This is a genomic window from Mesorhizobium sp. M1403 (assembly GCF_040317695.1).
Lineage (GTDB): Bacteria > Pseudomonadota > Alphaproteobacteria > Rhizobiales > Rhizobiaceae > Mesorhizobium.
The window spans coordinates 316,838-339,310 of sequence record NZ_JAMYKY010000003.1; the positions used below are offsets into that span (position 1 = coordinate 316,838).

The following is a 22,473-nucleotide window of genomic DNA, read 5'->3' on the forward strand; positions in this document are numbered from 1 at the left end:
CATGACGGAACTGCGGGGAGCGCTGATCGGCTGCGGCTTCTTCGCCGTCAACCAGATGCATGCCTGGCGCGACATAGAGGGTGCCTCGATCGCTGCCATCTGCGACCGCGATCCGGACCGGTTGAGGATCGTCGGCGACCAGTTCGGGGTCGCGCGGCGCTATACCGACGCGGCAGCACTGTTTGCCGGCGAAAGGTTGGATTTCGTCGACATCGCCACCACCGCGCCGAGCCACCGTCCCCTCGTCGAGATGGCGGCGCAGCACGGCGTGCCGGTAATCTGCCAAAAACCGTTCGCGCCGACGCTTGCCGACGCCAAGGCGATAGTGAAGGCATGCGCCGTCGCCGGTGTGCCGCTGATGGTGCACGAAAATTTTCGTTGGCAGTCGCCGATCCAGGCGGTGCGTGCCGTGCTCGACAGCGGCGACATCGGCACACCCTTCTTCGGACGGATCTCGTTTCGATCGGCTTACGACGTGTTTTCCGGCCAGCCCTATTTGGCGACGGGAAAGCGCTTCATTATCGAAGACCTCGGCATCCACATCCTCGACATCGCCCGCTTTCTGCTGGGCGACGTCTCGACGGTCACTGCGCGAACGGCGCGCGTCAACCCTGCCATTGCCGGCGAGGATGTTGCGACGATGCTCATGGACCACACGAGCGGCGCCACTTCGGTGGTCGACTGCAGCTACGCGAGCAAGCTCGCGACTGAGCCGTTTCCGCAGACGCTGATCGAAATCGACGGCAGCGACGGCACGATCCGGCTGGCGCAGGGTTACCGGCTCACCGTCACCGGCAGGAGCGGAACGGCTGTCAGCGACGTCTCGCCGCCGCTGCTGCCTTGGGCATCGCGGCCGTGGCACAACATCCAGGAAAGCGTCGTCGCCATTCAAAAGCATTGGGTCGATTGCTTGACCAACGGAACCGAGCCCGCGACCTCGGGCGCGGACAACCTCAAGACATTGGCGCTGGTCGAGGCGGCCTATGCCGGCGCCGCAAGCCGCGAACCGGTGCAACTCGACGCCTTGCTGAAATGACAGCCGACGCCTTCCTCCTTTACGGCACGCATGCGGTTGAAGTCGAACCGGTCAGGCTGCGCGCCGGTGCGCTGACGGCGGACTTCGTCAACGGCAATCTGCGCAACATTCGGCAGGGCGGCACCGAAGTTCTGCGCGCCATCGCCTATATCGTCAGAGATCGCGACTGGGGCACCTACGAGCCGGCGCTCACCAACCTTGCCATCGAGCAAGATACCGAGGCATTTTCCGTCAGCTATTCGGCAAGTTGCCAGGCACCGGACGGCAGTCGACTCGGCTTCCGCGCGACCATCAAGAGCTCCGCCGATGGTCAGTTGGTCTTCGACGTGAGCGCTCGTCCCGACAGCGATTTCGAAACCAATCGCTGTGGCTTCTGCATCCTGCATCCGATTGCCGGCCTGGCCGGCAGCCCGGTCACGGTCGAGCATACCGACGGCAGCGTGGTCGCAACGCGGCTCCCAGAACTAATCGATCCCTGGCAGCCGTTCAAGGATCTGCGGGCGATCACCCATGAGGTCCGGGCGGGCGTCACCGCCGAATGCCGTATGGAAGGCGATGCCTTCGAGATGGAAGACCAGCGCAACTGGTCGGATGCCTCCTACAAGACCTATGTCCGGCCGCTCGCGCTGCCATGGCCCTACGTGCTGCCTGCCGGCAAGCCCTTCCGCCAGACCATCAGCTTGCGGGTGGAGGGTGGCGGGAAAGTGCCGGCCACCGCGGCAACCGCCGAACCGATTCGTGTCACGCTCGGCCAAGCCGGGCCGGTGCTGCCGGATATCGGCGTTATCATCTACCCGGATGAGGTCGAGGCCGCGCTGAGCAAGCTGTCGGTGCTGTCCGAGCTTGGCCCGCAGCAATTGATGTTCCACTTTGACCCGACGCGCGGCCACGGGCTCGACGCCTTGCGGTCCTACGCCAGGCTGGCCGCCGCCTATCCGGCTCGGACAACGCTCGAATGTGTCATTGCCGGCGACGGCGATCTCGACGTCGAGCTTTCAGGCGTCGCCGACAGGGTGCGCAAGGCCGGGCTCAAGCTCTCGGCCATTGCCGTTTCGCCCTCGGTCGACCGGCAGTCGACGCCGCCGGGCAGCGCATGGCCGCAGTGCCCGCCGCTCGAAGATGTCTATGCCGCGGCGCGGCGTGCCTTTCCCGACACCCGCCTCGGCGGCGGCATGTTCAGCTATTTCACCGAACTCAACCGCAAGCGTGTGCCGGCCGACCCGCTCGATTTCGTCACGCATTGCACTTGCCCGATCGTGCATGCCGCCGACGATCTCAGCGTCATGCAATCGCTGGAGGCGCTGCCTTTCATCACGGCGTCTGTACGGGCGATCTTCGGAACAAAACCTTATCGGATCGGGCCGTCGACCATTGCCATGCGCCAGAACCCTTATGGCGGCGCGACCAAGGCCAATCCCGACAGTCAGCGCATTGCCATGGCCGACCGCGACCCTCGCCATGCCGGACTGTTCGGGGCCGCGTGGACGATCGGCTATGCCGCACGCCTCGCCCCTGCCGGGCTCGAAATGCTCACGCTCTGCAGCTTCACCGGGCCATTCGGCGTGCTGGCCTTGTCGGATGAACCGCTCGAAGAAGGTACGCGCCGGCCGATTTTCCACGCGGTGAAAGGACTTTGCGAACTGGCCGGCCATGCGCACATAACGGCAACAACGACCGATGAGACGCGGGTGCTCGGACTGGCCAGCCGCGCCCAGACAGGCAAGATCATCGTCTGGCTGGCGAACCTTACCCCGGTCGACGTTCCAGTCGATGTTTCCGGGCTCGGCTCCGATCAGGGTTTTCTGAAGATCTGGGATGGACGAACGTCACGCCAGATTCAGCGCGACGCGTCGGGCCGAGACCGTCTTGTGATGACGCCTTACGCAATCGTCCGGATCGGCTGAAGTCATATGCCGGGGTTCATGAATCGCCGCAATTCCGCAACGGTTGCCCCTAGCCGCAGCATGTCCGCTGCCGGCTTGTCACCCGATTTGCTTTCGAAACTCGCCTGGTGCCATTCCAGTCGCCCTGGAAAAAAGACGGCTGAACGAGGCGACGTCCTGATATCCCACCCGATAGCAAATTTCTGAAACGCTCAGTTTCGTTTCCTCAAGCATGGATTTTGCCAACTCCAGCCGCCTTTCCTGGATCCATTTTCCCGGCGTTGTCTGGAACTCGTCGAAAAACCTGCGAGACAGGGTTCGCGAAGACATCGCAAATTCGGTTGCGAGAAAGTTCAAATCGATTTCCGACATCTTGTCTTTCGAGAGTTCGCGCAGCTTGTTCTCGAATGGGCTGGCCTCGTTCGATATTTCGTCGAGAGGAAATTCGTAGGGACTCTGAAATGTGCGCGGCGGAGGAAGAACCAGAAGTTTTCGAATGATCCGCTCTTCCTTCGAGAAGCCCAGATCGATCAGCAAAGCCCTGGCGAGTTCCAGTCCGGAAAACCCGCCTCCACATGTGTAAAGGCGGTCCTGGCGAATGAGCAGGCGGGAAGCGTCCCATCGCACTTGCGGAAACCGGCGGCTTGCCTCGTTCTTCAGCCACCAGGATATCGTTGCGCGCTTGCCGTCCAACAATCCTGAATTGGCGAGCAGATAACATGCGCCGCAATGTGCTGCGATGATTGCCTCCTGCTGCTGCGCGAGCGCGATCAGCGGTTTTGAATGCTCACTCTCCTCGTCGAGCGAGCGCAGAAGGTCCGGAATCTCGACACCCGGCATCGCAATGAGAATCAGGACATCCATTTTTCGCGATGGTCGAACCTTTGTCGGGAAGGAAATTCCGGTGCTTGATGTCGACGGCGTGCCCCTTGAAACGAACTCACATGAAAGAACCTGTGAACGGCAGACGTCATTCACAAGCTGAAACATTTCGACCAGAGTCGAGACAACGGCCGAATAGAAATTCGACGGCAGCCAGATCACAACGTGGAGGCTCCTGACAGCCATTGCGGTACTCCCGGTGTCGTTCTCGTCGGATGGCAAGTCTAGCATAGTCTTTGTCAAAATTGCCAATTCTAGAAAAAGAGCGGCGCCATCCAGGATGGCCGTATACGGGCTCGCTGACGAAAGCGGCCGCGGAAATCCATGGCTGGAAAGATGCAAATGCTGAAATCGCTGAATGAAAACAATGCGGCACATACATCGGATTCAAACGGCTACAGCAAACTGCGCCGGTCCCGACTCAGGCTGACCTGTGGTCAGTCAGTAGGCCGAGAACACAGTCCCGACCGCGACGCCGGTAGAGACCTGCGCTTGATTTTCAGTTGCCGGAATTCATCACGTAGAGCGCACGCGAGCGTTCGAGGTGCTTGATCATCGCCTTCTCGGCGCCATCCGCATCCTTGGCTTCGATGCGCTCGATGATCTCTTCGTGCTCGGTCAGCGTGAACTTTTCCTTGCCGGTCCAGATCAGCATTTCGGTGTGGTATTCCTTTAGCCAGCCAAGCATTGCGTCGCTGACGGCGACGTAGATCGGGTTGCCGGATATTGCCGCGATCTGGGTGTGGAATTTCATGTCGGCGGATATGAAGGCTTCCGAGTCGCCGCGAAAGCTGCGCTGCTCGATGACCGTTGCGCGCAGCCGCTGCACGTCCTCGGCGGTGGCCTTTTCAGCAGCTTCCCTTACCATGCCGCGCTCGAAGAAGATGCGCGCGTTCTTGAGGTGCTCGAGCGTATCCTTCGACGATGACAGGATGATCTTCGCCGCGCCATCGACCTGCTTGATGATCGACTTGGCGGTCAGCTGCAGCACCTTGGCCCGCTCACCATGCGAGATCGCTACCAGCCCCATATTGCTCAGCGCCTGCATCGCCTCGCGGATCGCCGGCCTGCCGACCTCGAAGCGCTCCATCAGTTCGCGCTCCGACGGCATGTCGTCGCCCGGCTGCAATTCGCCGCTGGTGATCAGGCGCTTCAGTCTCAAGAATACTTCGTCGGAAAGCTTGCGCCGGACGATCGGCTCCGAACGGTTCATCGTCGCGAATCACTCCTATGACCGGCCTCTATCTAGCATTTCCACCGCGAGTTCCGGAACGCCTGTCGCCCGCCCGCCTTTTCCCGCCAGGCCGGACAGGGCTTGCAATGCTTATGTACTCATTATACCAGACTTCGAGGGCCAAGGAACCTTTTTCGAACCACCCCGGCAGGCCGCGCGAATATGATTGTTCTCACCTATCGCATCGAAACGCCGGACAATATCGAGGCGCTGGCGGCCAAGATCGCAAGCGACCAGTCGACGGGAACCTTCGTCGCGCTGGCCGGCGAGACCGAAGAGCTCAAGGCCAGGGTCGCGGCGCGGGTCCTGGCGATACGGCATCTGCCGGAGGCGGATCGGCCGTCTCTTCCCGAAACCGGTCCCGGAGCCAGCCCCGAAGCACGCAACGGCCCGGTCAAGCGCGCCGACGTCGACATTGCCTTTCCGCTGGACGCCATCGGCACCGACCTGTCGGCGCTGATGACCATCGCCATCGGCGGCACCTTTTCGATCAGGGGCCTATCCGGCATCCGGGTGGTCGACATGAAGCTACCCGAGGAGTACCGGGGCGCGCATCCCGGCCCGCAATTCGGCGTCACGGGCAGCCGCAGGCTGACCGGTGTCGCGGATCGTCCGATCATCGGGACCATCGTCAAGCCGGCGCTGGGACTCCGCCCGCACGAGACGGCCGCGATGGTGCAAGAGCTGATTGCCGCCGGCGTCGATTTCATCAAGGACGACGAGAAGCTGATGAGCCCGGCCTATTCACCACTGTCGGAGCGGGTGAGGGCAATTATGCCGCTGATCCTCGACCACGAGCAGAAGACCGGCAAGAAGGTCATGTATGCCTTTGGCATCTCACATGCCGATCCCGACGAGATGATGCGAAACCACGACCTGGTGGCAAAGGCCGGCGGCAATTGTGCTGTCGTCAACATCAATTCGATCGGTTTTGGCGGCATGGCTTACCTCCGAAAGCGCTCCAGCCTGGTGCTCCATGCCCACCGCAATGGCTGGGACATTCTCACCCGTCATCCTGGCCTCGGCATGGACTTCAAGGTCTGGCAGCAGTTCTGGCGGCTGCTCGGCGTCGACCAATTCCAGATCAATGGCATCGCCTCGAAATATTGGGAACCCGACTGGTCCTTCGTCGAATCCTTCAAGGCGGTGACCACGCCGATCTTTTCGCCGGCCGATTGCGCATTGCCGGTCGCCGGCTCCGGCCAGTGGGGCGGGCAGGCACCTGAAACCTTCCAGCGAACCGGTCGGACGGTCGATCTTCTCTATCTCTGCGGCGGCGGCATCGTCAGCCACCCGGACGGGCCGGGCGCCGGCGTGCGCGCCGTGCAGCAGGCCTGGAAGGCGGCGGTCCAAGACATCCCGTTGGCGGATTATGCCTTGAGCCATGTCGAGTTGGCGCGGTCGATCGAGAAGTTCGGCGACGGCAAGGCGGCCTGACGCCATGCAAAACCTGCTTCTGAGTTATTATGGCGACGACCTGACCGGCTCGACCGACGTCATGGAGGCGCTCGAGCTCGGCGGCGTGCCGACCGTGCTGTTCATGCGCCAGCCGGACGAGGCGCTGCTTTCGCAGTTTGCGCATTGCCGCGCCATCGGTCTGGCGGGCACCAGCCGCAGCGAGACGCCGCAGTGGATGGACACGCATCTGCGCAATGCCTTCGCCTGGCTGAAAACCCTAGACGCCGAGATCTGCCACTACAAGGTCTGCTCGACCTTCGATTCCAGCCCGGCAATCGGCAGCATCGGCCGGGCGATCGAGATCGGCCGCTCGGTTTTCCGGCAAGACAGCGTGCCGCTGGTGGTCGGCGCGCCGCAGCTGAAACGCTACACCGCATTCGGCCATCTGTTCGCGGCCTATCGCGACAAATATTTCCGCATCGATCGCCATCCCGTGATGAGCCGCCATCCGACCACGCCGATGGACGAATCCGACCTGCTGATCCATCTGTCGCGCCAGACAGACCTCAGCTCGGGGCTGGTCGACCTGGCGACGCTGCAATCGGCGTCGCGGTCGGAAGCATTCGACCGGCTTGTGGAGAATGGCACAGACATCGTGCTCTTCGATGCCGACAGCCTGGAAACCCAGGCGCTTGCCGGCAAGGAGATATGGCGCGCTCGCAGGCCGGGCGGTTATTTCGTCGTCGGCTCTTCAGGCATCGAATATGCCTTGCTGGCCGAATGGGCATCGAACCGGATCGTGGATGCCAAACTCGCGTTTTCGCCGCCGGGCGCTGCCGACAGGATCGCCGTGGTCTCGGGGAGCTGCTCGCCGACGACGGAACGACAGATCCGGCATGCTCTAGCCAATGGCTTCGACGGGATCGAGATCGACCCGGTCGAACTGGTTTCTGAGGCTTCGAACGACGCAATTGCGCGCGCCGTTGCAACCGGCCGCGCCAGCCTGAAGGCCGGGCGCAGCGTCATCCTCTACACCGCGCTCGGACCGGCGGCCGACCGCGGTGCTGAAATCGATCTCCGGGAAGGCGCCCGCCATAAGCTTGGCCGCGGCCTTGGCGAGCTTCTCCGCGAATTGACGCTTCAAGAGAAGCTACTGCGCGTGGTCATCGCCGGCGGCGATACGTCGAGCCACGCACTTGGCCAGATAGGCGTCGATGCGCTGACGGTGCGAATGCCGCTGCCGGCATCGCCGGGCTCGCCGCTTTGTCTCGCGCATTCGCGCATCAAGGCGATCGACGGGCTGGAAATCGCCCTCAAGGGCGGACAGGTCGGAACCGACCGCTATTTCTGCGCCATTCGCGATGGGATCGGCGGTTGAGAGCAGGAATTTAGGTAAGTCGTCGGTGCTCCAATCGGAGTTCGGCAGATCCATTAGCCGGCAAAGCAATCAGCAGCAGCGCGCTTGATCCCGGTCACCTCGTACGGGCCATCGTCCTGACTGGATGGCGCTGACGGGCATAGGCGACGCAGGCGTCCACCGTGCTGACACAGAGTCCGTCGCGGTTGTTCGGCAGGTTGTTGTCGCCGGCGTAGGCGACCTCGGCAACATGGCCGTCGACCATTCGAATTTGCGTGTTGCAATAGCCGCCGGGGGCGACGTTGACAGAACCTCCGAGCGCCGGGACGGGGCCAATGGCCACGGTCGGAACCACAATGTTGAGATTGCCGCGTTGAACGACGCGCTGATAGGTCCAGATCTGGCCGGATCTGCCAACATCGGCGGTGGCTGTCGGAAAGCCGGCACACATTCGAACATCCGCTTCGCTAAGGCCGACCATCTCCTTGCGGGCTGCCGCCGCCGTGGCGTCCTCCTTCGCAGTGCTCGACGTGTCGTCGGGCATGACGCAGGAGGACAGGATGGCGGCGCTTACGGATAGAACGAGAAGGGCAAGCTTTCGTGTGTGGAAAGATGTCATACCAACTTCGGATTGCATGGAGCCCCGAATGCCAACCTAGGAAGTGGGCCAATCGAGTCAACCGGCAGAAATTCACGAAGTCGTTTGGTACGCCACCGCCACGCATCTGCTGCAAGGGGTTGAGGCTGCTGCCGTGTCCCTCGCGCCCTATCTTCCGCCTGGGCATCGGATTTCTCAACCCGACCCCTTCTTGAGATGTACTGGCGCACGGTGCTGTGACTTTGGTTCGGCCGACGGTGTGCTAGTTTCCAGCCAATTGCTCCGGAGACGTCATGCTTATCAAGCTGCAAGAAATCGCCCTCGCTCTTCTGCTGTTGGTCGCCGGCGCTGGGGCCAGTCATGCGGAGGCGGCCCAGCGGCCGCCGCCCACAGGCGGGGTTCTCTCGCTCCTGCCGCCGCCGCAGACTTCCGATCATTCGATCGTCATCGCCGGACGCACGCTCGATTACGAGGCCAAGGCCGGCACGCTGTCATTGCCGTCCGGCAAAGGCGATATCACCGCCGAGATTTTCTATGTCGCCTATGCACTGCATCCCGGAAAAGAAACGGGACCGGATCCGCGGCGTCCGATCACCTTCGTGTTTAATGGCGGTCCGGGAGCAGCTTCCGCCTATCTGCACCTCGGCGCGCTCGGTCCGCGGGTCCTGGCGACGGCGGCCGATGGAAGTTTCCTGCCGCCGCCACAGAGGCTGTTCGATAACCCCGACACTTGGCTCGACATGACCGACTTGGTCTTTGTGGACCCTGTCGGAACCGGTTACAGCCGTGAAGCGCCCGGCACGGAGGCACACAGCTTCTGGGGCGTCAGTCAGGACGCCGCGTCGATAGGCGCGTTCATCCGGCTCTATCTGGCGCAGACCAACCGCACGGCATCGCCGGTGTTTCTTGCCGGCGAAAGCTATGGCGGGTTTCGGGCGGCATTGCTCGCCAGGAAGCTTCAGGAAGACATCGGCATCAGCCCGAGCGGCGTCGTGCTGATTTCGCCGGCGCTCGAATTCACGCTGGTGCGCCCGGACGAGTTCCAGCCGCTCCACTGGGCGCTGGAACTGCCGTCGCTGGCGGCAGTGCGCCTGCACAGCGAAGGCGTTTCCGGCCCGGCTCTGCAGGAGCGGCTGGCAGAAGTCGAACACTATGCGCTCGGCGATTATCTGGCCGCGCTAGCCGGTGGACTGGAGCAAGGTGGACGGCTGGCGAGCCAGCGTGTCGCCGAAATCACCGGTCTGCCGCTCAACCTTGTCCAGCGGCACTTTGCACGCATTCCCATAGGGCTCTTTGCCAAGGAGTTTGCACGGGCAAAGGGCAATGTTCTCAGCGCCTATGACGGCAACATCGCGACGGCGGACGTGGCGCCAGAGAGCCTGGGAGTCGAGGGTCCCGATCCGGTGCTCGACCGAAGCGTGCCGGCGCTCACCTCTGCTTTCGTCGGCTACGTGCGTGATGAATTGAACTTCCGTACGGATATCAGCTATCGGCTTCTCAACCGCGAAGTTAGCGGCAATTGGGACTATGGAACGAGCCCGACGCGTCAGGGCTATGCGGGTGTCATGGACGACCTTCAGCAGGCACGCACGCTGAACCCCAATCTCGGCGTGCTGATCGTCAACGGCTACAGCGACCTGGTGACGCCGTACATGGGCTCGCGCTACCTGCTTGGTCAAATTCCTTCGCTTGCCGGCGCAAAGCCCATTCGCGCCGAGGTGCTGGAAGGCGGGCACATGATGTATCTGAGGCCGGATGGACGGGCGGCACTGAAGCAGGCCGCGTCCGAGCTTTACCGAACGACGCAATGAGACAGTTGCGCAAAAAAGCGCCGGATGCGCTGTTCGCCCTCTCATCAGGCCCTAGTTCCATCGCAATTGATCGGTTACACACCAAGGATGGCGTCTTTTAGCGACGTTCGACAGCAAATTAGCCGGTTCTCCAGAATCGCGCCACTGATGCGGCGTGTTGCCGAGCGGGCCACTCGGAACACTAGGCCACACTGGGTGACAAGCCTTGTCGGCCGCTGGAACGCGTTGTCGCTGGCCACGCAGTTCCTGCTCGCGGGTGGTCTATTCTCCCTGTCGGCCATGGTGGTGGTGGGGATTTCAGTCACGAGCCACATAGAAGCCGTGGTCACGCAGAATTCGGCATCCGCTACGGCTCTTTACGTGGACAGCGTTATCGCGCCGCTGCTTCCGGATATGCGCAAGAGCGAAGTCCTCGACGAGAGCGTCGCCCACGCGCTCGATGAAACGCTGGGACAAGGGGCACTCGGCACAAGGCTCGAATCCTTCAAGCTCTGGCGTCGCGACGGAACCATCCTGTATTCGACCGACAAGACATTGATCGGCAAGCGCTTTGAGCCCAGCGGCAATCTCCGCGCGGCGTTTGCAGGCCAAATGGTTTCGGAGTTCGACAAGCTCGACGATCCGGACAGCGAGGCCGAAAGAGCCAGCGGCTTGCATCTCCTCGAGATCTACAACCCGGTGCTGCAGCCATGGTCGGGGGAAGTGGTGGCCGTTTCGGAATTCTACGAGGTCGCCACTGATTTCGAAAGAAACCTGCATCAGGCACTTATTCGAACCTGGCTGGACGTTGCCGCCGTCACAGCGGCCTTCTTTCTCGGGCTGTCGGCAATCGTGTTCCGTGGCAGCCGCACGATCAGTTCGCAGAGCCGCTCGTTGAAGCAGCGCATTGCTGAACTCTCCGACCTGCTTGCTCAAAACAGACTGTTGAGGCTGAAGGTGCAGCGTGCCTCGCAGCGCGCCACCGCACTCAACGAACGCTATCTCAGGCGCATCGGTGCGGACTTGCACGATGGGCCCGCGCAACTGGTTGCTCTCGCAGCGCTGGGGATCGACAGCCCTGTCATTGCCGATCCCGCTACGCCGTCAGCCGAACGTGCACAGGAATTGCTAGCCGTCAAAGCACATCTGGACGAAGCCATGCGCGAGATCAGGAGTATCAGCAAGGGCCTTGTCCTGCCGCATATCGAGCATGCCGAGTTGGCCGAAATTCTCGAGCTTGCCGTGCAAGCGCACGAAGAACGAACCGGAGCCAAAGTGGCGCTATCGATGACCGGCGGCCATGCGACGTTGTCGCCGGCGGCCAAGATCTGCATCTTCCGCTTCGTCCAGGAGGCGCTGAACAATGGATTTCGCCATGCCGGAGGTGAAGGTCAGTCGGTCGAGAAACATTTCGACGGCGAGCGCGTTTGTATCGAAGTGTCCGACGCCGGCCCTGGCTTTGACCCACAAATCGTGCGTCCCGAGAGGCTGGGGCTCGTTGGGCTGCGCGAGCGGGTGGAAAGCCTCGGGGGCCAGTTTACCGTGACTTCCTCACAACGTGGCACGATCGTGAAAATGGCTCTCAACATCGTTGAAATGGGGCAGACATGACCGCAGCCATCAAGCTTGCCATCGTCGACGACCACCCTCTGTTCAGGGAAGGCGTTGTGCGCACGCTCGATCAGATCGGCGGATTCGAGATAGTCGGCGAAGGAAGCAGCAGAGATGACGCCCTGCGGATAATCGAAGACCAGCGGCCCGACATTCTGCTGATGGACATCTCGGTTCCCGGAGGTGGCCTTGGTGTGATCGGACCGGCCCTGGAGCGGCAGCCGGCATTGAAAATCGTGATGCTGACCGTTTCGGAAGAAAACCAGCACGTGATGACCGCGTTGCAGAGCGGGGCAAGGGGCTATGTTTTGAAGGGGGTCGGGTCGAGGACGTTGGCTGCGATCCTGCGCACGGTAGCGTCGGGCGAACGATATGTCTGTCCACAATTATCGGCGCGCCTGTTGGCCGATCTGTCGGCTAAATCAAAAGAACCGGCGAAAGCTGACGGACTTGCCGAACTCACCAGCCGCGAAAGGGAGATCCTGACGCTGGTTGCCGCGGGACTGAGCAACAAGCGGATCGGGCTTCGGCTGAACCTGCATGAGAAAACGATAAAGCACCACATGACGCGAATCCTGGCCAAGCTCAACGTCAGCAACAGGACCGAAGCCGCAATGACGTTGCGCGACGCGACTGAGCGCCGGCATCCGCCTGTTCGCGATCATGCTTGAGCCAAAATTGCCGCACAGCGCAGCTATGTGAACTGGCCCTCAGTTGATCATTTCAAGCAATCTGTCCCGATCGGAACGCGTCGCCAGGCGCCGAATGATGGTGCGGCCCTTGGCATCCCGCATTTCATATTGGCCGCTGTCGATGCGTTCGCTGAGGCCGTTCGAATGCACCACGCCAATGCTCGGCCCACGCACCTCGACCCGGTCTCCTGTGGTCGCGTTGACAAAGAGTTTTGGCTTGCTGTCGGGGTTTACCGCAGGGGCGGGATCAGGGGGATTGTCGTCCTGCGACTTTGCTTTGCCCTTGCCGGCTCCAGCGTTCGAGTTTGAATTGCCGGAGTTTCCACCCGAATTGCCTGAATTCCCGTTCCCGTTTCCGCCATTGCCGTTGCCGTTCCCGCCGTCTTTGGCACAGGCGGCCTGCGGGCCGAGCGTCGGCGACGGTCCGTCGAACATGACGCGATACGGGCCTACGACGAGAATGAAGGTCAACACGATTACGGAAATACCGACACGACGTCCTCGTGAAGATCTGGTCCTTCGTCTCCGGGTCGTCATCAATGAACTTGCCAGTCGCATGTCGTAAATCCCCTTAATCATACGGACCTGTCGTGCTGCCTCCTGTTCGACTTCGTGTCATGCTTAAAACAATGGTTTGTATCCGGGACGTCAAGACCCACCAGTCCCACGATGGTAACTGGTGGGTCTCGCTGGCGCAGGAAGGGACTATTTACTGCGCAAGTCTTTTGCCTTCCGTTGGTTGCGTCTCTCGGTGATAGCGCCGACTTCCCACCGTCAGCCAACAATAAATCCAATGGCCGCGATCCCGAAACACAGGCCAAACAACGGAAAAAGCAGCCAACGTGCCTGATGAATGCTCGGGTCCATAGCGGCCTCCTGTACCAGTCGGCATCGCAACGGGGTTCTTTGGAACTCAGTTCCTGAAACTCTCGCATTTCGGGCTTTTGCGATAGCAGCCTCGGACCAAAGTTTGGCCGTGCAGGTCCTTGGTCGACAGTCTTACAGACTGAAGTCCCTATGCCAGGAGCAATGGACCCCGCCTTGCATTCGGCAACCTTTGTATCCGACTGGCAGCTGCGATCCACCGCTCCCTTCGAATGCTTTGCGTTCCTGGCACTATGGCAACAGCGACGTTGGTCCACTGCCATGTCGTTGAAACGTCACCAATACAGACCCATATGAAAGTTGCGTCGGACGTCTCCTCCCATTGCGTCCGGCGCGTTCCCCTCTGGAGGTTACAGACCTTCACGCTTGGCCGGGCTTAACAGTCCGGCCTTTTTCTTTGGTCATTTGTGCAGCAATCCGCCGGACGACTCCAATCTGCGAGGCGTCAGTAAAATCGATTTGCAAATGCATTCATGTGCTCATAACCTGTCACTATGAGCACGATTTCCAAAGTTGCCACGCGAGCGGGCGTGTCGCGCACGACAGTGTCGCATGTCATCAACCATGCGGACCGGGTATCGAAACCGCTGCGTGAGCGCGTACAAGCGGCGATCGACGAACTCGGTTATACGCCTAACCCGCAGGCGCAGAGCCTGCGCACCGGCCGCACCAACATCATCGCGATGCTGATCCCCGACATCCGCAACCCGTTCTACCCGGAGCTGGTGAAGACGGCGCAGTCAACGCTCGAAGTGGTCGGCCTCGACATGCTGATCTTCAACACCGACGTACCGGGCGGACATTCACAGGATCACGGCCGCGAGTATTTGCGCCAGATCGGGCGCAAGCGGGTCGACGGCGTCATCGTTGCCGACTTCGCGCTGCACGGCATGCACAGCGAGCTGCTCAACCTCGATCTGCCCGCCGTCTTCATCGGCAATCTCCCCAATCAAGCCGTCGACAGCGTCCAGCTGGACGATTTCGGCGGCGGCTATCTGATGGGCGAGTATCTGGCGAAGAGGGGCCATCGCCGCGTCGCCCATGTCACCGGGCCATCCTTTTTCAAGGAGGCGATGGCGCGTGCCGCGGGCTTCGAGAAAGGGCTTGCCGACAATGGCGTGCCAATCGCCGCCGATCTTCGGTTCGAGGGAAGCTATCTTGCCCCGTCAGGACGGGAGGCGGTCGCTTGGCTCCTGGACAAGCACGGCGGAAACCTGCCGTCGGCGATGTTCTTCGCCAATTATCTGATGGCCTCCGGTGCGCTGACTGAATTCTACGACCATGCGATTAATATCCCTCAGGATATCGCCATCGCGGTCTTCGATGACCTGCCTCAGCTGGAATATGTCAGGCCGAAGCTGACCCGTGTCGGCAACAGCCCGACAATGCTCGCCAAGCGCGCCACGGAAATGCTGCTCGAGCGCCTGGGCGGCAAAGTCGAGGGCGCGCCGCGCACCGAAGTGATCCCATGCGCGTTGAGCCCATCCGACAGCGCATGACGCCAAATGCCGGCAGAGGGAACGGAGGTCCTTCGCCAACGTTCGACCGAACAACACCCAGGGAGGAAATGATGACTGACAAAACGACCCTCAACCGCCGTCGGCTGATCCAGGGCGGCGCCACTTTCGCCGCCGCCGGCCTTACAGGCTTCCCGTTCATCAATAGGATGGCCTTGCGCGCTCAGGAAGCGCCGCTGAAATTCTGGCAGTTCTATGCGCCGGGCGGAGACGTGAAGCCACAGGTCCAGTGGTTCGAAAAGCTGGTGGCCGACTGGAACGACGGCCACGACCAGAAGGTCGAGCTCGAATATGTCGTCAACAGCGAATACATCTCCGGCTCCAAGCTGGCGACGGCCTTCGCGTCGGGCGAGGGCCCCGACATCTTCCTCATCAGCCCCGGCGATTTCCTGCGTTATTACAATGGCGGCGTACTGGCCGACCTGACGCCGCATATCGAGGATGCCGCCAAAGCCGATTTCCCGGAAAGCGTCATCGCCAACCGCATGGTCGACGGCAAGATCTACGGCGTGCCGATGGAGGTCGAGCCGATGGCCTTCTATTATTCGGTCAAAGCGTTCGAGGAAGCAAAGCTCAACGAAAACGACGTGCCGAAGACCTGGGACGAGTTGTTGGCGGTTGCCAAGAAGCTGACGACGCCCAACCGTTATGGCGTGCTGTTCGAAACGACGCCTGGCTATTACCAGAACTTCACCTGGTATCCGTTTCTGTGGCAGGGCGGCGGCGAATTCCAGGGTAAGGACGGCAAGAGCGCCTTCGATTCGGCGGCCACGGTCCAGGCGCTTAAACTCTGGCAGGATGCTATCAATACCGGTGTGGCGCCGCGTCAGGTGGTCGGCGGCGGCTTCGACATCGTCGCCAATCTCGGGGCAGGGCTGTGCGCCATGCAGAACTGCGGCATCTGGGGCATTTCGGCGATGGACAACAACGCCAAGGACGTGCCCTACGGCATCTTCAAATTGCCGACACCTGCCAATGGCAAATATGTCACCGTCGGCGGTGGCTGGGCCTTCGTCGCCAATGCCGGGGGCAAGAACCCGGATGCTTCCGCCCAGTTCTGCGCCTGGGCGCTGGCCTCGATGGATCAGGGATCGATCGACCGGGTCGTCAACTGGTGCACGGTCGCCAAAAGCGACATGCCGCCGCGCAACAGCGCACTGAAGGCCGGCGCCGATGTCTTCAGCACGGGTAAGTTCGGCACCTTCGCCAAGGAAATCCACCCGGGAACGCGTGCCGAACCGCGGGTTCCGCCTGAAGCCTACAAGATCATCTCGGATGCCATCCAGTCGGCACAGCTTGGCGGGGTCGATGCCCAGCAGGCCGCGACGGCAGCCAGTCAGCAACTCGACGCGTTCCTCGCTTCCTATTCCGGCGCGCCGATCCTTTAGGTCCCCTTCCAGCATGCACGCAGACGAGATGAAATCGCCGGCCGCGGGCGCCAAATCCGCTCGCGGCCTTACCGCCAAGCAAAGGGAACGCTACGCCGCATGGCTGTTCGTCCTGCCCGATGCGCTCGGACTGCTGGTGTTCGTCGGCGTGCCGATGCTGCTGTCGCTCGCCGTCGGGTTTTTCGAGGTCAACGGCTTCGGCGGCTATAGATTCGTCGGGCTCGGCAATTATCGGCGCATGTGGAGCGATCCGCTGTTCTGGTCGTCGGTGAAGGTGACCGTGGCCTATGCCGTCATGCTGGTGCCGGCGCTCTACGCCGCCGGGCTGGGGCTGGCGCTTCTGGTGCAGAAGACCAACCGCTTCAACGCGGTCATGCGCTCGATGTTCTTTGCGCCGCAGATGGTCAGCCTGGTCGTCGTGGCGCTCGTCTGGCAACTCATGCTGGTCGAGAAGGTCGGCATCGTCAGCCGGCTGGCGCCGCTCGTCGGCCTCAGCGGAATTTCGCTGCTCGGCGATCCAAATCTGGCGCTGTTCACGCTGGTGCTGGTCAGCGTCTGGTTCCTGATGGGCTTTTACATGCTGATCTTCCTCGGCGGGCTCCAGGACATCCCGGCAGAGTATTACGAGGCCGCAAAGATCGACGGCGCCGGGCCGGTGACAAGCTTCTGGTACATTACCTTGCCCTTGCTCAAACCGACCAGCTTCTTCGTCCTCCTGGTCTCGCTGGTCGCGGCTGTCGCCGGCGGCCAGGTCTTCGACCTGATCTATGTGATGACCAAGGGCGGGCCCGTCAATTCGACCTCGGTGCTGATCATCTACATCTACAAGCAGGCGTTCCAGTTCGGCGCCTTCGGCTATGCATCGGCAATGGCATCGCTGCTGGTGCTGGCGCTGATGCTGGTCACGGTGTTCTTCTTCCTGCTGACGCGCGGCGGACGTTTCGAGCATGACTGACAGCCGAACTCCTTCCACGCGTTCGCAGATACGAGCGGCGAGGCTTGCCTGGATGCTGGCGACCGCGGCGCTTGGCCTGATGACGGTGTTCCCGCTTGTCTGGATGCTGGTCATCTCGCTCAAGCCGGCGAGCGACGTCTTCACGCCGAGCCTCATTCCGGAACGGCCGACGCTCGGCAATTTCCTCTATGTGCTGACCGAGGTGCCGTTCCTGCGCTACCTTTTCAACTCGTTCTTCGTGTCGGCGACGGTGACCGTCGCTGCGCTGTTCTTCCATTCGATGGCCGGCTATTCGCTCGCACGGCTGCGTTTTCCGGGCCGCGACATCCTGTTCCTCGCCATGTTCTCGACGTTCCTGGTGTCGCTGCCGGTGATCATCGTGCCGCTGTTCATTTTGACGCGGACGCTGCACATGCTGGACAGCTATGCCGGGCTGATCATTCCGGCGATCTTCAACGCATTCGGCATCTTCCTGCTCAGGCAATACTACCTGTCGCTGCCGAGGGAGCTGGAAGAAGCGGCGATCATGGATGGCGCCAGCTATTGGCGCATCTATTGGAGCATCATCCTGCCGCTCAGCCGGCCGATCCTGTCGGCGTTGGCGATCCTGTTCTTTCTCGCCAACTGGAACGCTTTCCTGTGGCCGTTGACGATCACATCGGACCTCAACCTCTGGGTGGTGCAGGTTGCCATCGCAAACTTCAAGAGCCAGTACGCCGCCGCCTGGAATTATGTCATGGCCGCCTCGACCATCGTCGCCGTGCCGATGCTGGTCCTCTTCGTGATCTTCCAGCGCCAGATCATGGAATCCATCAAGACAAGCGGCCTGAAATAACCGCTGAAGCAAGAGGAGAAACACATGGATAATGCCGGCCTGTCGCCGCTTCGCGGGCTCGCCAAATTGCGCGACGCCAAAACCCGCCGGTTCTCAAGCTACGACCGCACCGGCGGCAATGACGACCGGCTGCATATTGAACCTGGCCAGACGCTGGTGATTGCCGAGCATTATGGTGCCGGCATCATCACGCATATCTGGGCGACGCTCGCCGGCAAGAGCGAGGACTTCCTGCGCAAGATCGTATTGCGCGCCTATTGGGATGGTGAAGAACATCCGAGCATCGAAACACCGATCGGCGATTTCTTCGGCATGGGCCATGCCCGCACCCGCAATTTTGCCAGCCTGCCGGTGCAGGCAAGTCCAGAGGATGGCAAGGCCTTCAACTGCTATTTTCCGATGCCGTTTGCCAGCCATATGCGCTTCACCGTCACCAATGAAGCTGAGGACGACCTGCTTTTCTATTACTATGTCGATCTCGAACTGCATGAGGAACTCGAGGAAGGCCTGGGCCGCTTCCACGCCCAATACAGGCAGCAGCGACCCGATGGCATCGACGAGACGGGGCTGGCCAACGAGCAGGTCCTGTTTGGCGGGGAAAATACCGACGGGAACGGCAACTACACCATCCTGGAGGCGGAGGGTCACGGCCACTATGTCGGCCTGCTCTATTCGGTCTATTCGCGGCGCCGTTCCCCTCTATGGGACTGGTATGGCGAGGGCGACGACATGATCTTCGTCGATGGCGAGCCGGGCATTTCCGTGCCGGATGCGGTGCGCAAGCCCGATCCGCGTATCGGCCCGAAGGCCGAACTGGTCGGCGATCGTGGCGAGACCAGCCCCGGCGCCAACGACGCATGGCCGCCGACGCTGCACGGCACCGGCACGGAAGATTATTTCAATACGGCATGGTGCCCGACACAGGACTACAGTGCGTCCTATCACGGCATCATCGCCGCCGGCGGGCCGAACTGGACCGAGCCGGTTACGCTCTATCGCTGGCACATAGAAGACCCGGTCATCTTTCACAAACGCATCCGGGTGACCATCGAGCACGGTCACGCCAATCGCCGCTCTGACGACATCTCGTCGGTCGCTTTCTGGTATCAGGCGGAACCGCACAAGCCGTTCGAAGAGCTTGCCGATGTCGAGAACCGCATCCCCACCTTTCGCGCGCCTTATCACAATTGGAACGCCGCCTTCGACGAGAAGAGGCGTTAGGCCGGGATGCGTTCGAGTTGAAGCGTGCATCCCGCGCTATCTGCGTCGGGGCGCGACCCTGCCGTAGCGCGCCGCCTCAGCTGCGAGGTGGAAGTTGCTGGACAGACCAGGTGTTGCCGTCGGGATCCTCAAAGAAGACAAATCTGCCCCAGGGAAAATCCTTGATATCGCTGACCTCGATGCCTTGAGCGGCCAGGTACCGGTGCGCCTCATCGATATCGGGCACGACCAGTTGCAGGCCCCTTATGGATCCCGGGGGGCTGTCGTCGACGAGGCCCTTGCCCATGGCAATCGAACAGGCCGAACCGGGCGGCGTCAATTGCACGAAACGTATCTCGTCGCTTACGGTGTGGTCGTGATCGAGATGAAAGCCGACCTTGCCGACATAAAAGGCGATTGCTCTATCGACATCCGATACGGGGACCGGGACCAGTTCCAGCTTCCAATCCATGACAGGCCTTTCGCAGCTTGATCGGCAAGTGGTGCCGAACACCGTGGACGACATCCGCCATCTTCCCAATGCCATTGTCGGCGCGGGCCGCTCAGTCAGTCAAGAGATATCCGGGTTCGGGCAACGTGAGGACCGGTCCCATTGCCAGCTGAGACGGCGAGGCGTTCGGAACGATGAGCGCAAGCCCAGTTAGGCGGGACAAAGACGCATTTCGGATCAGCAGAGACGGCTTTCATGATCGGAACGCAGATGGCCGGATACGACCATGGGAAGGTTGCGCGCGCCGTTGACGTTCGAAGAGCTGCGCGCCTCGAGACGGCGCTCACCGAAGCTGGCGAAGCTCGTCGGCAGCGAAGCCGAAGCGCCAAGAGCAGACCTGACGCAAAGAGGCCCTCCGACCGAAACCGGCTACCATCGCTTTGCCAGGCTATTTTCACAGGACCACGAAACAATTGTCTCCGGTTGCCGTTTCGCCCGCAGAACCTTTCGAGGAGGCGACGATGAGCACAACCGGCTTGGACGTTTTTGACAAAACGCTGCAACTAACAAACATCTGGCTCGACGAGATCATGGCGGATCTTGGTCCGGATCGCCACGTCGCCTGGCACACATTGGGCGCCGTTCTGCGAACCCTGCGGGACAGGCTACAGATCGGACTGGCGGCCAAATTGGGAGCGGAACTGCCGCTGCTCGTGCGGGGCGCCTACTATGATCACTATCGGCCCGCCGACATGCTCGATAAGACACGCTCGCTCGAGGAGTTCCTGCAACACATCGCCGAGGAATTGAAATCGACCCGTCCTGTCGATCCCGAGGATGCAGTACGCTCGGTATTTCGCGTGCTTGCACGGCATATCGACCTTGGCCAGTCGGCAAAGGTGCGAGATGCGCTGCCAAAGGAAATCCAGGCGCTCTGGCCTGAAAGCGTGGGCGTCAAATAGCGGCGATCCTGCTCATGCGGACGTGCGACGGACCAACTGCCACGAAACGCTGAAAAGGGTAGGTATTGCGCCCGGTGTTGCCGAAATCAATGAGATCAGATGATCGGCAAAATGGTCGTAGTGGGCCGTTTCAGGACCGATCGTCGTCAATGCCGTATGACTGAATTCGCCCTCGTCGATATTGCCACACCCGATGACCGCTATGTCGCCCGGCACGGAGAGCCCGGCCTCCTCGAATGCGTGCAGGGCGGTCACGGCGGCAAGATCGGATTCGACGAAAAGCGCGGTCGGCCGGTCCATGCGGGCGGCCAGCGCCGTGACATTGGCAAACGCAGCCTTGCGCGCCTCTGCACCGCCGATCACAAGGTCATCTCGCAGCGGAAGGCCGCGTGCTTGCAGGAAGCTGTGATAGGGGGCGTGACGGCTTCCGTCCACCGCTTGGGGGTTTAGAAACCTGCCGACGGTGTCCAGGTCGTCACGAACGCCGCACGATGTGTTCCGCAAGGCGATGGGCCTCCTCGGCAATCGCCAATATTATGCCTGATTTGCGCGTGGAGGCGAAATCCAACCCGGCGAAGTAGATGCCTGGCAGGGCGGCCACGCCATCCTCGTGAACAGGCTGTCCTTCCGGGTCGAGCAGACCGGAAAGCCTCACCCAACTGAAATCGCCCTTGAATCCGGTGCACCACACCACGGTCGTGATGCCGGACTCGGCAGCATCAAGAGAACGGACAGCCGGATTCGGCAGCTGCGCTGCGACAGTCTCCGCTGGGTCGGGTTCCGAAACGGGGGCATCGATTCCGGAGCGGCTGATGTATTCGTCGATATAGCGTTTGACGTTGGCGGAGGCCTCATCCGCAAAACGAACATGCTCTTCGAGATCGTCGGCGAATGACAGACGGCCGTCATCTTCGACGCCTGCGAACCGCCCCAGCAGCACGACACCTTGGGCGCCGAGCCCTTGCAGGCTTATCGTGTGTTCTACCCCAAGCAGACCACGAGGTGGAATGCGCCCCGCAAGTCGAATGATCTCGTCTCGACGCACGTCGAGAAATCCGCTTTCGACGAGCCAGAGCATGATGTCGCGACCTCGGTAGTGCCGCGAGAGCCGCCCGACCCGGCTGGTGGCAAGGAAGACTGTTCGGCCTGCTTCCGCCAGTTCTTCCGCGATCTGGGCACCGGACTGGCCGCTTCCGACCACCAGCACCGCTCCAGCCGGGAGATCAGCGGCGCTGCGATAATCAGAAGCATCGATCTGGCGCAGGCCCGGCGGCAACGCAGCGGCCCAAACTGGGCGCACCGGACAATTCAAGTTGCCGCTGGCGATCACCACGTTGCGTGCCAAAAGTGTTCCGCGCGAGGTGATCAGCCGATAGCCGCCATTCTCGTGCCCGCCGGCGAGCTCGGTCACCACAGTGTCCGGTTCGACCGGCAATTCGTTTCGCCTGGCGAAATCCTCAAGCAGGGCGACGAACTGGTTGCGCGTCAGGGCACCGAACGGATCTGAACCGTCATAGCAGTCGCCGGGCATGACGGTCTGCACGTTGGGCGTATTCATCCGGAAGGAATCCCACCGCTGGGTGCGCCAGGTCTCTCCGATGCGGCCGCGCTCCAATACGGCATGGCGCAAGCCTTGCCGTGCCAGCGAATAGCTGACGCCCAGACCGGCCCAGCCGGCCCCGACTACTACTGCATCAAGGACGTTGGCATTATCCGTCATTTGCCGCGGATCCGGAGGCTAGCGCCGTTGCAGCGCTGTGAGGCGGCACTGGCGCCATCAGCGTAACGCCTCTGCCAAC

Annotated in this window: 20 protein-coding genes; 13 read left to right on the forward strand and 7 right to left on the reverse strand. The window is 61.5% G+C overall.

What is annotated here, in order from left to right:
- Nucleotide 1: 1 nt before the first annotated feature.
- Nucleotides 2-1,036 (forward strand): Gfo/Idh/MocA family protein, encoded by a 1,035-nt coding sequence (locus NKH01_RS09135; protein ID WP_352481997.1) that lies wholly within the window; start codon nt 2-4, stop codon nt 1,034-1,036.
- Complete coding sequence (apnL, locus tag NKH01_RS09140) at nt 1,033-2,940, forward strand: D-apionate lactonase (protein WP_353019985.1); 1,908 nt, start codon at nt 1,033-1,035, stop codon at nt 2,938-2,940. The genes NKH01_RS09135 and apnL overlap by 4 nt, the downstream gene beginning before the upstream one ends.
- 78 nt (nt 2,941-3,018) lie before the next feature.
- Here apnL and NKH01_RS09145 read toward each other — a convergent pair whose 3' ends face one another.
- Together NKH01_RS09145 and NKH01_RS09150 are read right to left on the reverse strand one after the other, a co-directional pair.
- On the reverse strand, nt 3,019-3,987 hold the full coding sequence (locus tag NKH01_RS09145; protein ID WP_353019986.1) for a GlxA family transcriptional regulator: 969 nt from the start codon (nt 3,985-3,987) through the stop codon (nt 3,019-3,021).
- A gap of 313 nt (nt 3,988-4,300) precedes the next feature.
- Complete coding sequence (locus tag NKH01_RS09150) at nt 4,301-5,014, reverse strand: transcriptional regulator NanR (RefSeq protein WP_353019987.1); 714 nt, start codon at nt 5,012-5,014, stop codon at nt 4,301-4,303.
- A gap of 183 nt (nt 5,015-5,197) precedes the next feature.
- Here NKH01_RS09150 and oiaX point away from each other — a divergent pair, with 183 nt between their 5' ends.
- Both oiaX and NKH01_RS09160 read left to right on the forward strand, forming a co-directional pair.
- Nucleotides 5,198-6,472 (forward strand): 3-oxo-isoapionate-4-phosphate decarboxylase OiaX, encoded by a 1,275-nt coding sequence (oiaX, locus tag NKH01_RS09155; protein ID WP_353019988.1) that lies wholly within the window; start codon nt 5,198-5,200, stop codon nt 6,470-6,472.
- Between the two features lie 4 nt (nt 6,473-6,476).
- On the forward strand, nt 6,477-7,811 hold the full coding sequence (locus tag NKH01_RS09160) for a four-carbon acid sugar kinase family protein (protein ID WP_353019989.1): 1,335 nt from the start codon (nt 6,477-6,479) through the stop codon (nt 7,809-7,811).
- 94 nt (nt 7,812-7,905) lie between these two features.
- Here the strand turns inward: NKH01_RS09160 and NKH01_RS09165 are convergent, their stop codons facing one another.
- Nucleotides 7,906-8,409 carry a hypothetical protein gene (locus NKH01_RS09165; RefSeq protein ID WP_352918260.1) on the reverse strand — a complete coding sequence of 168 codons (504 nt, stop codon included), beginning with the start codon at nt 8,407-8,409 and terminating at the stop codon, nt 7,906-7,908.
- 272 nt (nt 8,410-8,681) lie between these two features.
- On the opposite strand from NKH01_RS09165, the gene NKH01_RS09170 reads away from it, so the two are divergent.
- The 3 genes from NKH01_RS09170 (at nt 8,682) to NKH01_RS09180 (ending at nt 12,460) form a co-directional block, all read left to right on the forward strand.
- Nucleotides 8,682-10,199: a S10 family peptidase gene (locus NKH01_RS09170; RefSeq protein ID WP_023720271.1), complete on the forward strand. Its 1,518-nt coding sequence runs from the start codon at nt 8,682-8,684 to the stop codon at nt 10,197-10,199.
- A 147-nt stretch (nt 10,200-10,346) separates the two neighbouring features.
- Entirely contained in the window at nt 10,347-11,789 is a 1,443-nt protein-coding gene (locus NKH01_RS09175) for a sensor histidine kinase (protein WP_353020015.1), read from the forward strand.
- Nucleotides 11,786-12,460 carry a LuxR C-terminal-related transcriptional regulator gene (locus NKH01_RS09180; RefSeq protein ID WP_352640235.1) on the forward strand — a complete coding sequence of 225 codons (675 nt, stop codon included), beginning with the start codon at nt 11,786-11,788 and terminating at the stop codon, nt 12,458-12,460. Before NKH01_RS09175 ends, NKH01_RS09180 begins: the two co-directional genes overlap by 4 nt.
- 39 nt (nt 12,461-12,499) lie before the next feature.
- Here the strand turns inward: NKH01_RS09180 and NKH01_RS09185 are convergent, their stop codons facing one another.
- On the reverse strand, nt 12,500-12,952 hold the full coding sequence (locus NKH01_RS09185) for a hypothetical protein (RefSeq protein WP_051409701.1): 453 nt from the start codon (nt 12,950-12,952) through the stop codon (nt 12,500-12,502).
- A 908-nt stretch (nt 12,953-13,860) separates the two neighbouring features.
- Between NKH01_RS09185 and NKH01_RS09190 the strand changes: the two genes are divergently transcribed.
- The 5 genes from NKH01_RS09190 to NKH01_RS09210 all read left to right on the forward strand — a co-directional run bounded on the left by NKH01_RS09190 (nt 13,861) and on the right by NKH01_RS09210 (nt 19,282).
- The gene (locus tag NKH01_RS09190) at nt 13,861-14,865 is read left to right on the forward strand and encodes a LacI family DNA-binding transcriptional regulator (RefSeq protein WP_023720275.1); all 1,005 of its coding nucleotides are present in this window, start codon (nt 13,861-13,863) and stop codon (nt 14,863-14,865) included.
- A gap of 71 nt (nt 14,866-14,936) precedes the next feature.
- The gene (locus tag NKH01_RS09195) at nt 14,937-16,271 is read left to right on the forward strand and encodes an ABC transporter substrate-binding protein (RefSeq protein ID WP_352494754.1); all 1,335 of its coding nucleotides are present in this window, start codon (nt 14,937-14,939) and stop codon (nt 16,269-16,271) included.
- Nucleotides 16,272-16,299: 28 nt separating this feature from the next.
- Nucleotides 16,300-17,226 (forward strand): carbohydrate ABC transporter permease, encoded by a 927-nt coding sequence (locus tag NKH01_RS09200; protein ID WP_031194369.1) that lies wholly within the window; start codon nt 16,300-16,302, stop codon nt 17,224-17,226.
- Complete coding sequence (locus tag NKH01_RS09205; protein WP_352482011.1) at nt 17,219-18,061, forward strand: carbohydrate ABC transporter permease; 843 nt, start codon at nt 17,219-17,221, stop codon at nt 18,059-18,061. The genes NKH01_RS09200 and NKH01_RS09205 overlap by 8 nt, the downstream gene beginning before the upstream one ends.
- Nucleotides 18,062-18,085: 24 nt before the next feature.
- Nucleotides 18,086-19,282 carry a glycoside hydrolase family 172 protein gene (locus NKH01_RS09210; protein ID WP_353019990.1) on the forward strand — a complete coding sequence of 399 codons (1,197 nt, stop codon included), beginning with the start codon at nt 18,086-18,088 and terminating at the stop codon, nt 19,280-19,282.
- A gap of 76 nt (nt 19,283-19,358) precedes the next feature.
- On the opposite strand, the gene NKH01_RS09215 is transcribed toward NKH01_RS09210, so the two are convergent.
- Nucleotides 19,359-19,733 carry a VOC family protein gene (locus NKH01_RS09215; protein WP_353019991.1) on the reverse strand — a complete coding sequence of 125 codons (375 nt, stop codon included), beginning with the start codon at nt 19,731-19,733 and terminating at the stop codon, nt 19,359-19,361.
- 500 nt (nt 19,734-20,233) lie between these two features.
- Between NKH01_RS09215 and NKH01_RS09220 the strand changes: the two genes are divergently transcribed.
- Nucleotides 20,234-20,674: a DUF2267 domain-containing protein gene (locus NKH01_RS09220; RefSeq protein WP_353019992.1), complete on the forward strand. Its 441-nt coding sequence runs from the start codon at nt 20,234-20,236 to the stop codon at nt 20,672-20,674.
- 12 nt (nt 20,675-20,686) lie between these two features.
- On the opposite strand, the gene NKH01_RS09225 is transcribed toward NKH01_RS09220, so the two are convergent.
- Both NKH01_RS09225 and NKH01_RS09230 read right to left on the reverse strand, forming a co-directional pair.
- Nucleotides 20,687-21,109, reverse strand: coding sequence for a substrate-binding domain-containing protein (locus tag NKH01_RS09225; protein WP_353020016.1), 423 nt, complete (start codon nt 21,107-21,109; stop codon nt 20,687-20,689).
- Between the two features lie 40 nt (nt 21,110-21,149).
- Nucleotides 21,150-22,394 (reverse strand): flavin-containing monooxygenase, encoded by a 1,245-nt coding sequence (locus NKH01_RS09230; protein WP_352482017.1) that lies wholly within the window; start codon nt 22,392-22,394, stop codon nt 21,150-21,152.
- Nucleotides 22,395-22,473: the final 79 nt, after the last annotated feature.

Coding starts and splice junctions, on each gene's coding strand:
- oiaX (WP_353019988.1), top strand. CDS start 5,198: ATGATTGTTCTCACCTATCGCATCGAAACGCCGGACAATATCGAGGCG.
- NKH01_RS09145 (WP_353019986.1), bottom strand. CDS start 3,987: ATGGCTGTCAGGAGCCTCCACGTTGTGATCTGGCTGCCGTCGAATTTC.
- NKH01_RS09205 (WP_352482011.1), top strand. CDS start 17,219: ATGACTGACAGCCGAACTCCTTCCACGCGTTCGCAGATACGAGCGGCG.
- NKH01_RS09190 (WP_023720275.1), top strand. CDS start 13,861: ATGAGCACGATTTCCAAAGTTGCCACGCGAGCGGGCGTGTCGCGCACG.
- NKH01_RS09195 (WP_352494754.1), top strand. CDS start 14,937: ATGACTGACAAAACGACCCTCAACCGCCGTCGGCTGATCCAGGGCGGC.
- NKH01_RS09215 (WP_353019991.1), bottom strand. CDS start 19,733: ATGGATTGGAAGCTGGAACTGGTCCCGGTCCCCGTATCGGATGTCGAT.
- NKH01_RS09180 (WP_352640235.1), top strand. CDS start 11,786: ATGACCGCAGCCATCAAGCTTGCCATCGTCGACGACCACCCTCTGTTC.
- NKH01_RS09175 (WP_353020015.1), top strand. CDS start 10,347: ATGCGGCGTGTTGCCGAGCGGGCCACTCGGAACACTAGGCCACACTGG.
- NKH01_RS09200 (WP_031194369.1), top strand. CDS start 16,300: ATGAAATCGCCGGCCGCGGGCGCCAAATCCGCTCGCGGCCTTACCGCC.
- NKH01_RS09150 (WP_353019987.1), bottom strand. CDS start 5,014: ATGAACCGTTCGGAGCCGATCGTCCGGCGCAAGCTTTCCGACGAAGTA.
- NKH01_RS09220 (WP_353019992.1), top strand. CDS start 20,234: ATGAGCACAACCGGCTTGGACGTTTTTGACAAAACGCTGCAACTAACA.
- apnL (WP_353019985.1), top strand. CDS start 1,033: ATGACAGCCGACGCCTTCCTCCTTTACGGCACGCATGCGGTTGAAGTC.
- NKH01_RS09230 (WP_352482017.1), bottom strand. CDS start 22,394: ATGACGGATAATGCCAACGTCCTTGATGCAGTAGTAGTCGGGGCCGGC.
- NKH01_RS09135 (WP_352481997.1), top strand. CDS start 2: ATGACGGAACTGCGGGGAGCGCTGATCGGCTGCGGCTTCTTCGCCGTC.
- NKH01_RS09165 (WP_352918260.1), bottom strand. CDS start 8,409: ATGACATCTTTCCACACACGAAAGCTTGCCCTTCTCGTTCTATCCGTA.
- NKH01_RS09210 (WP_353019990.1), top strand. CDS start 18,086: ATGGATAATGCCGGCCTGTCGCCGCTTCGCGGGCTCGCCAAATTGCGC.
- NKH01_RS09160 (WP_353019989.1), top strand. CDS start 6,477: ATGCAAAACCTGCTTCTGAGTTATTATGGCGACGACCTGACCGGCTCG.
- NKH01_RS09170 (WP_023720271.1), top strand. CDS start 8,682: ATGCTTATCAAGCTGCAAGAAATCGCCCTCGCTCTTCTGCTGTTGGTC.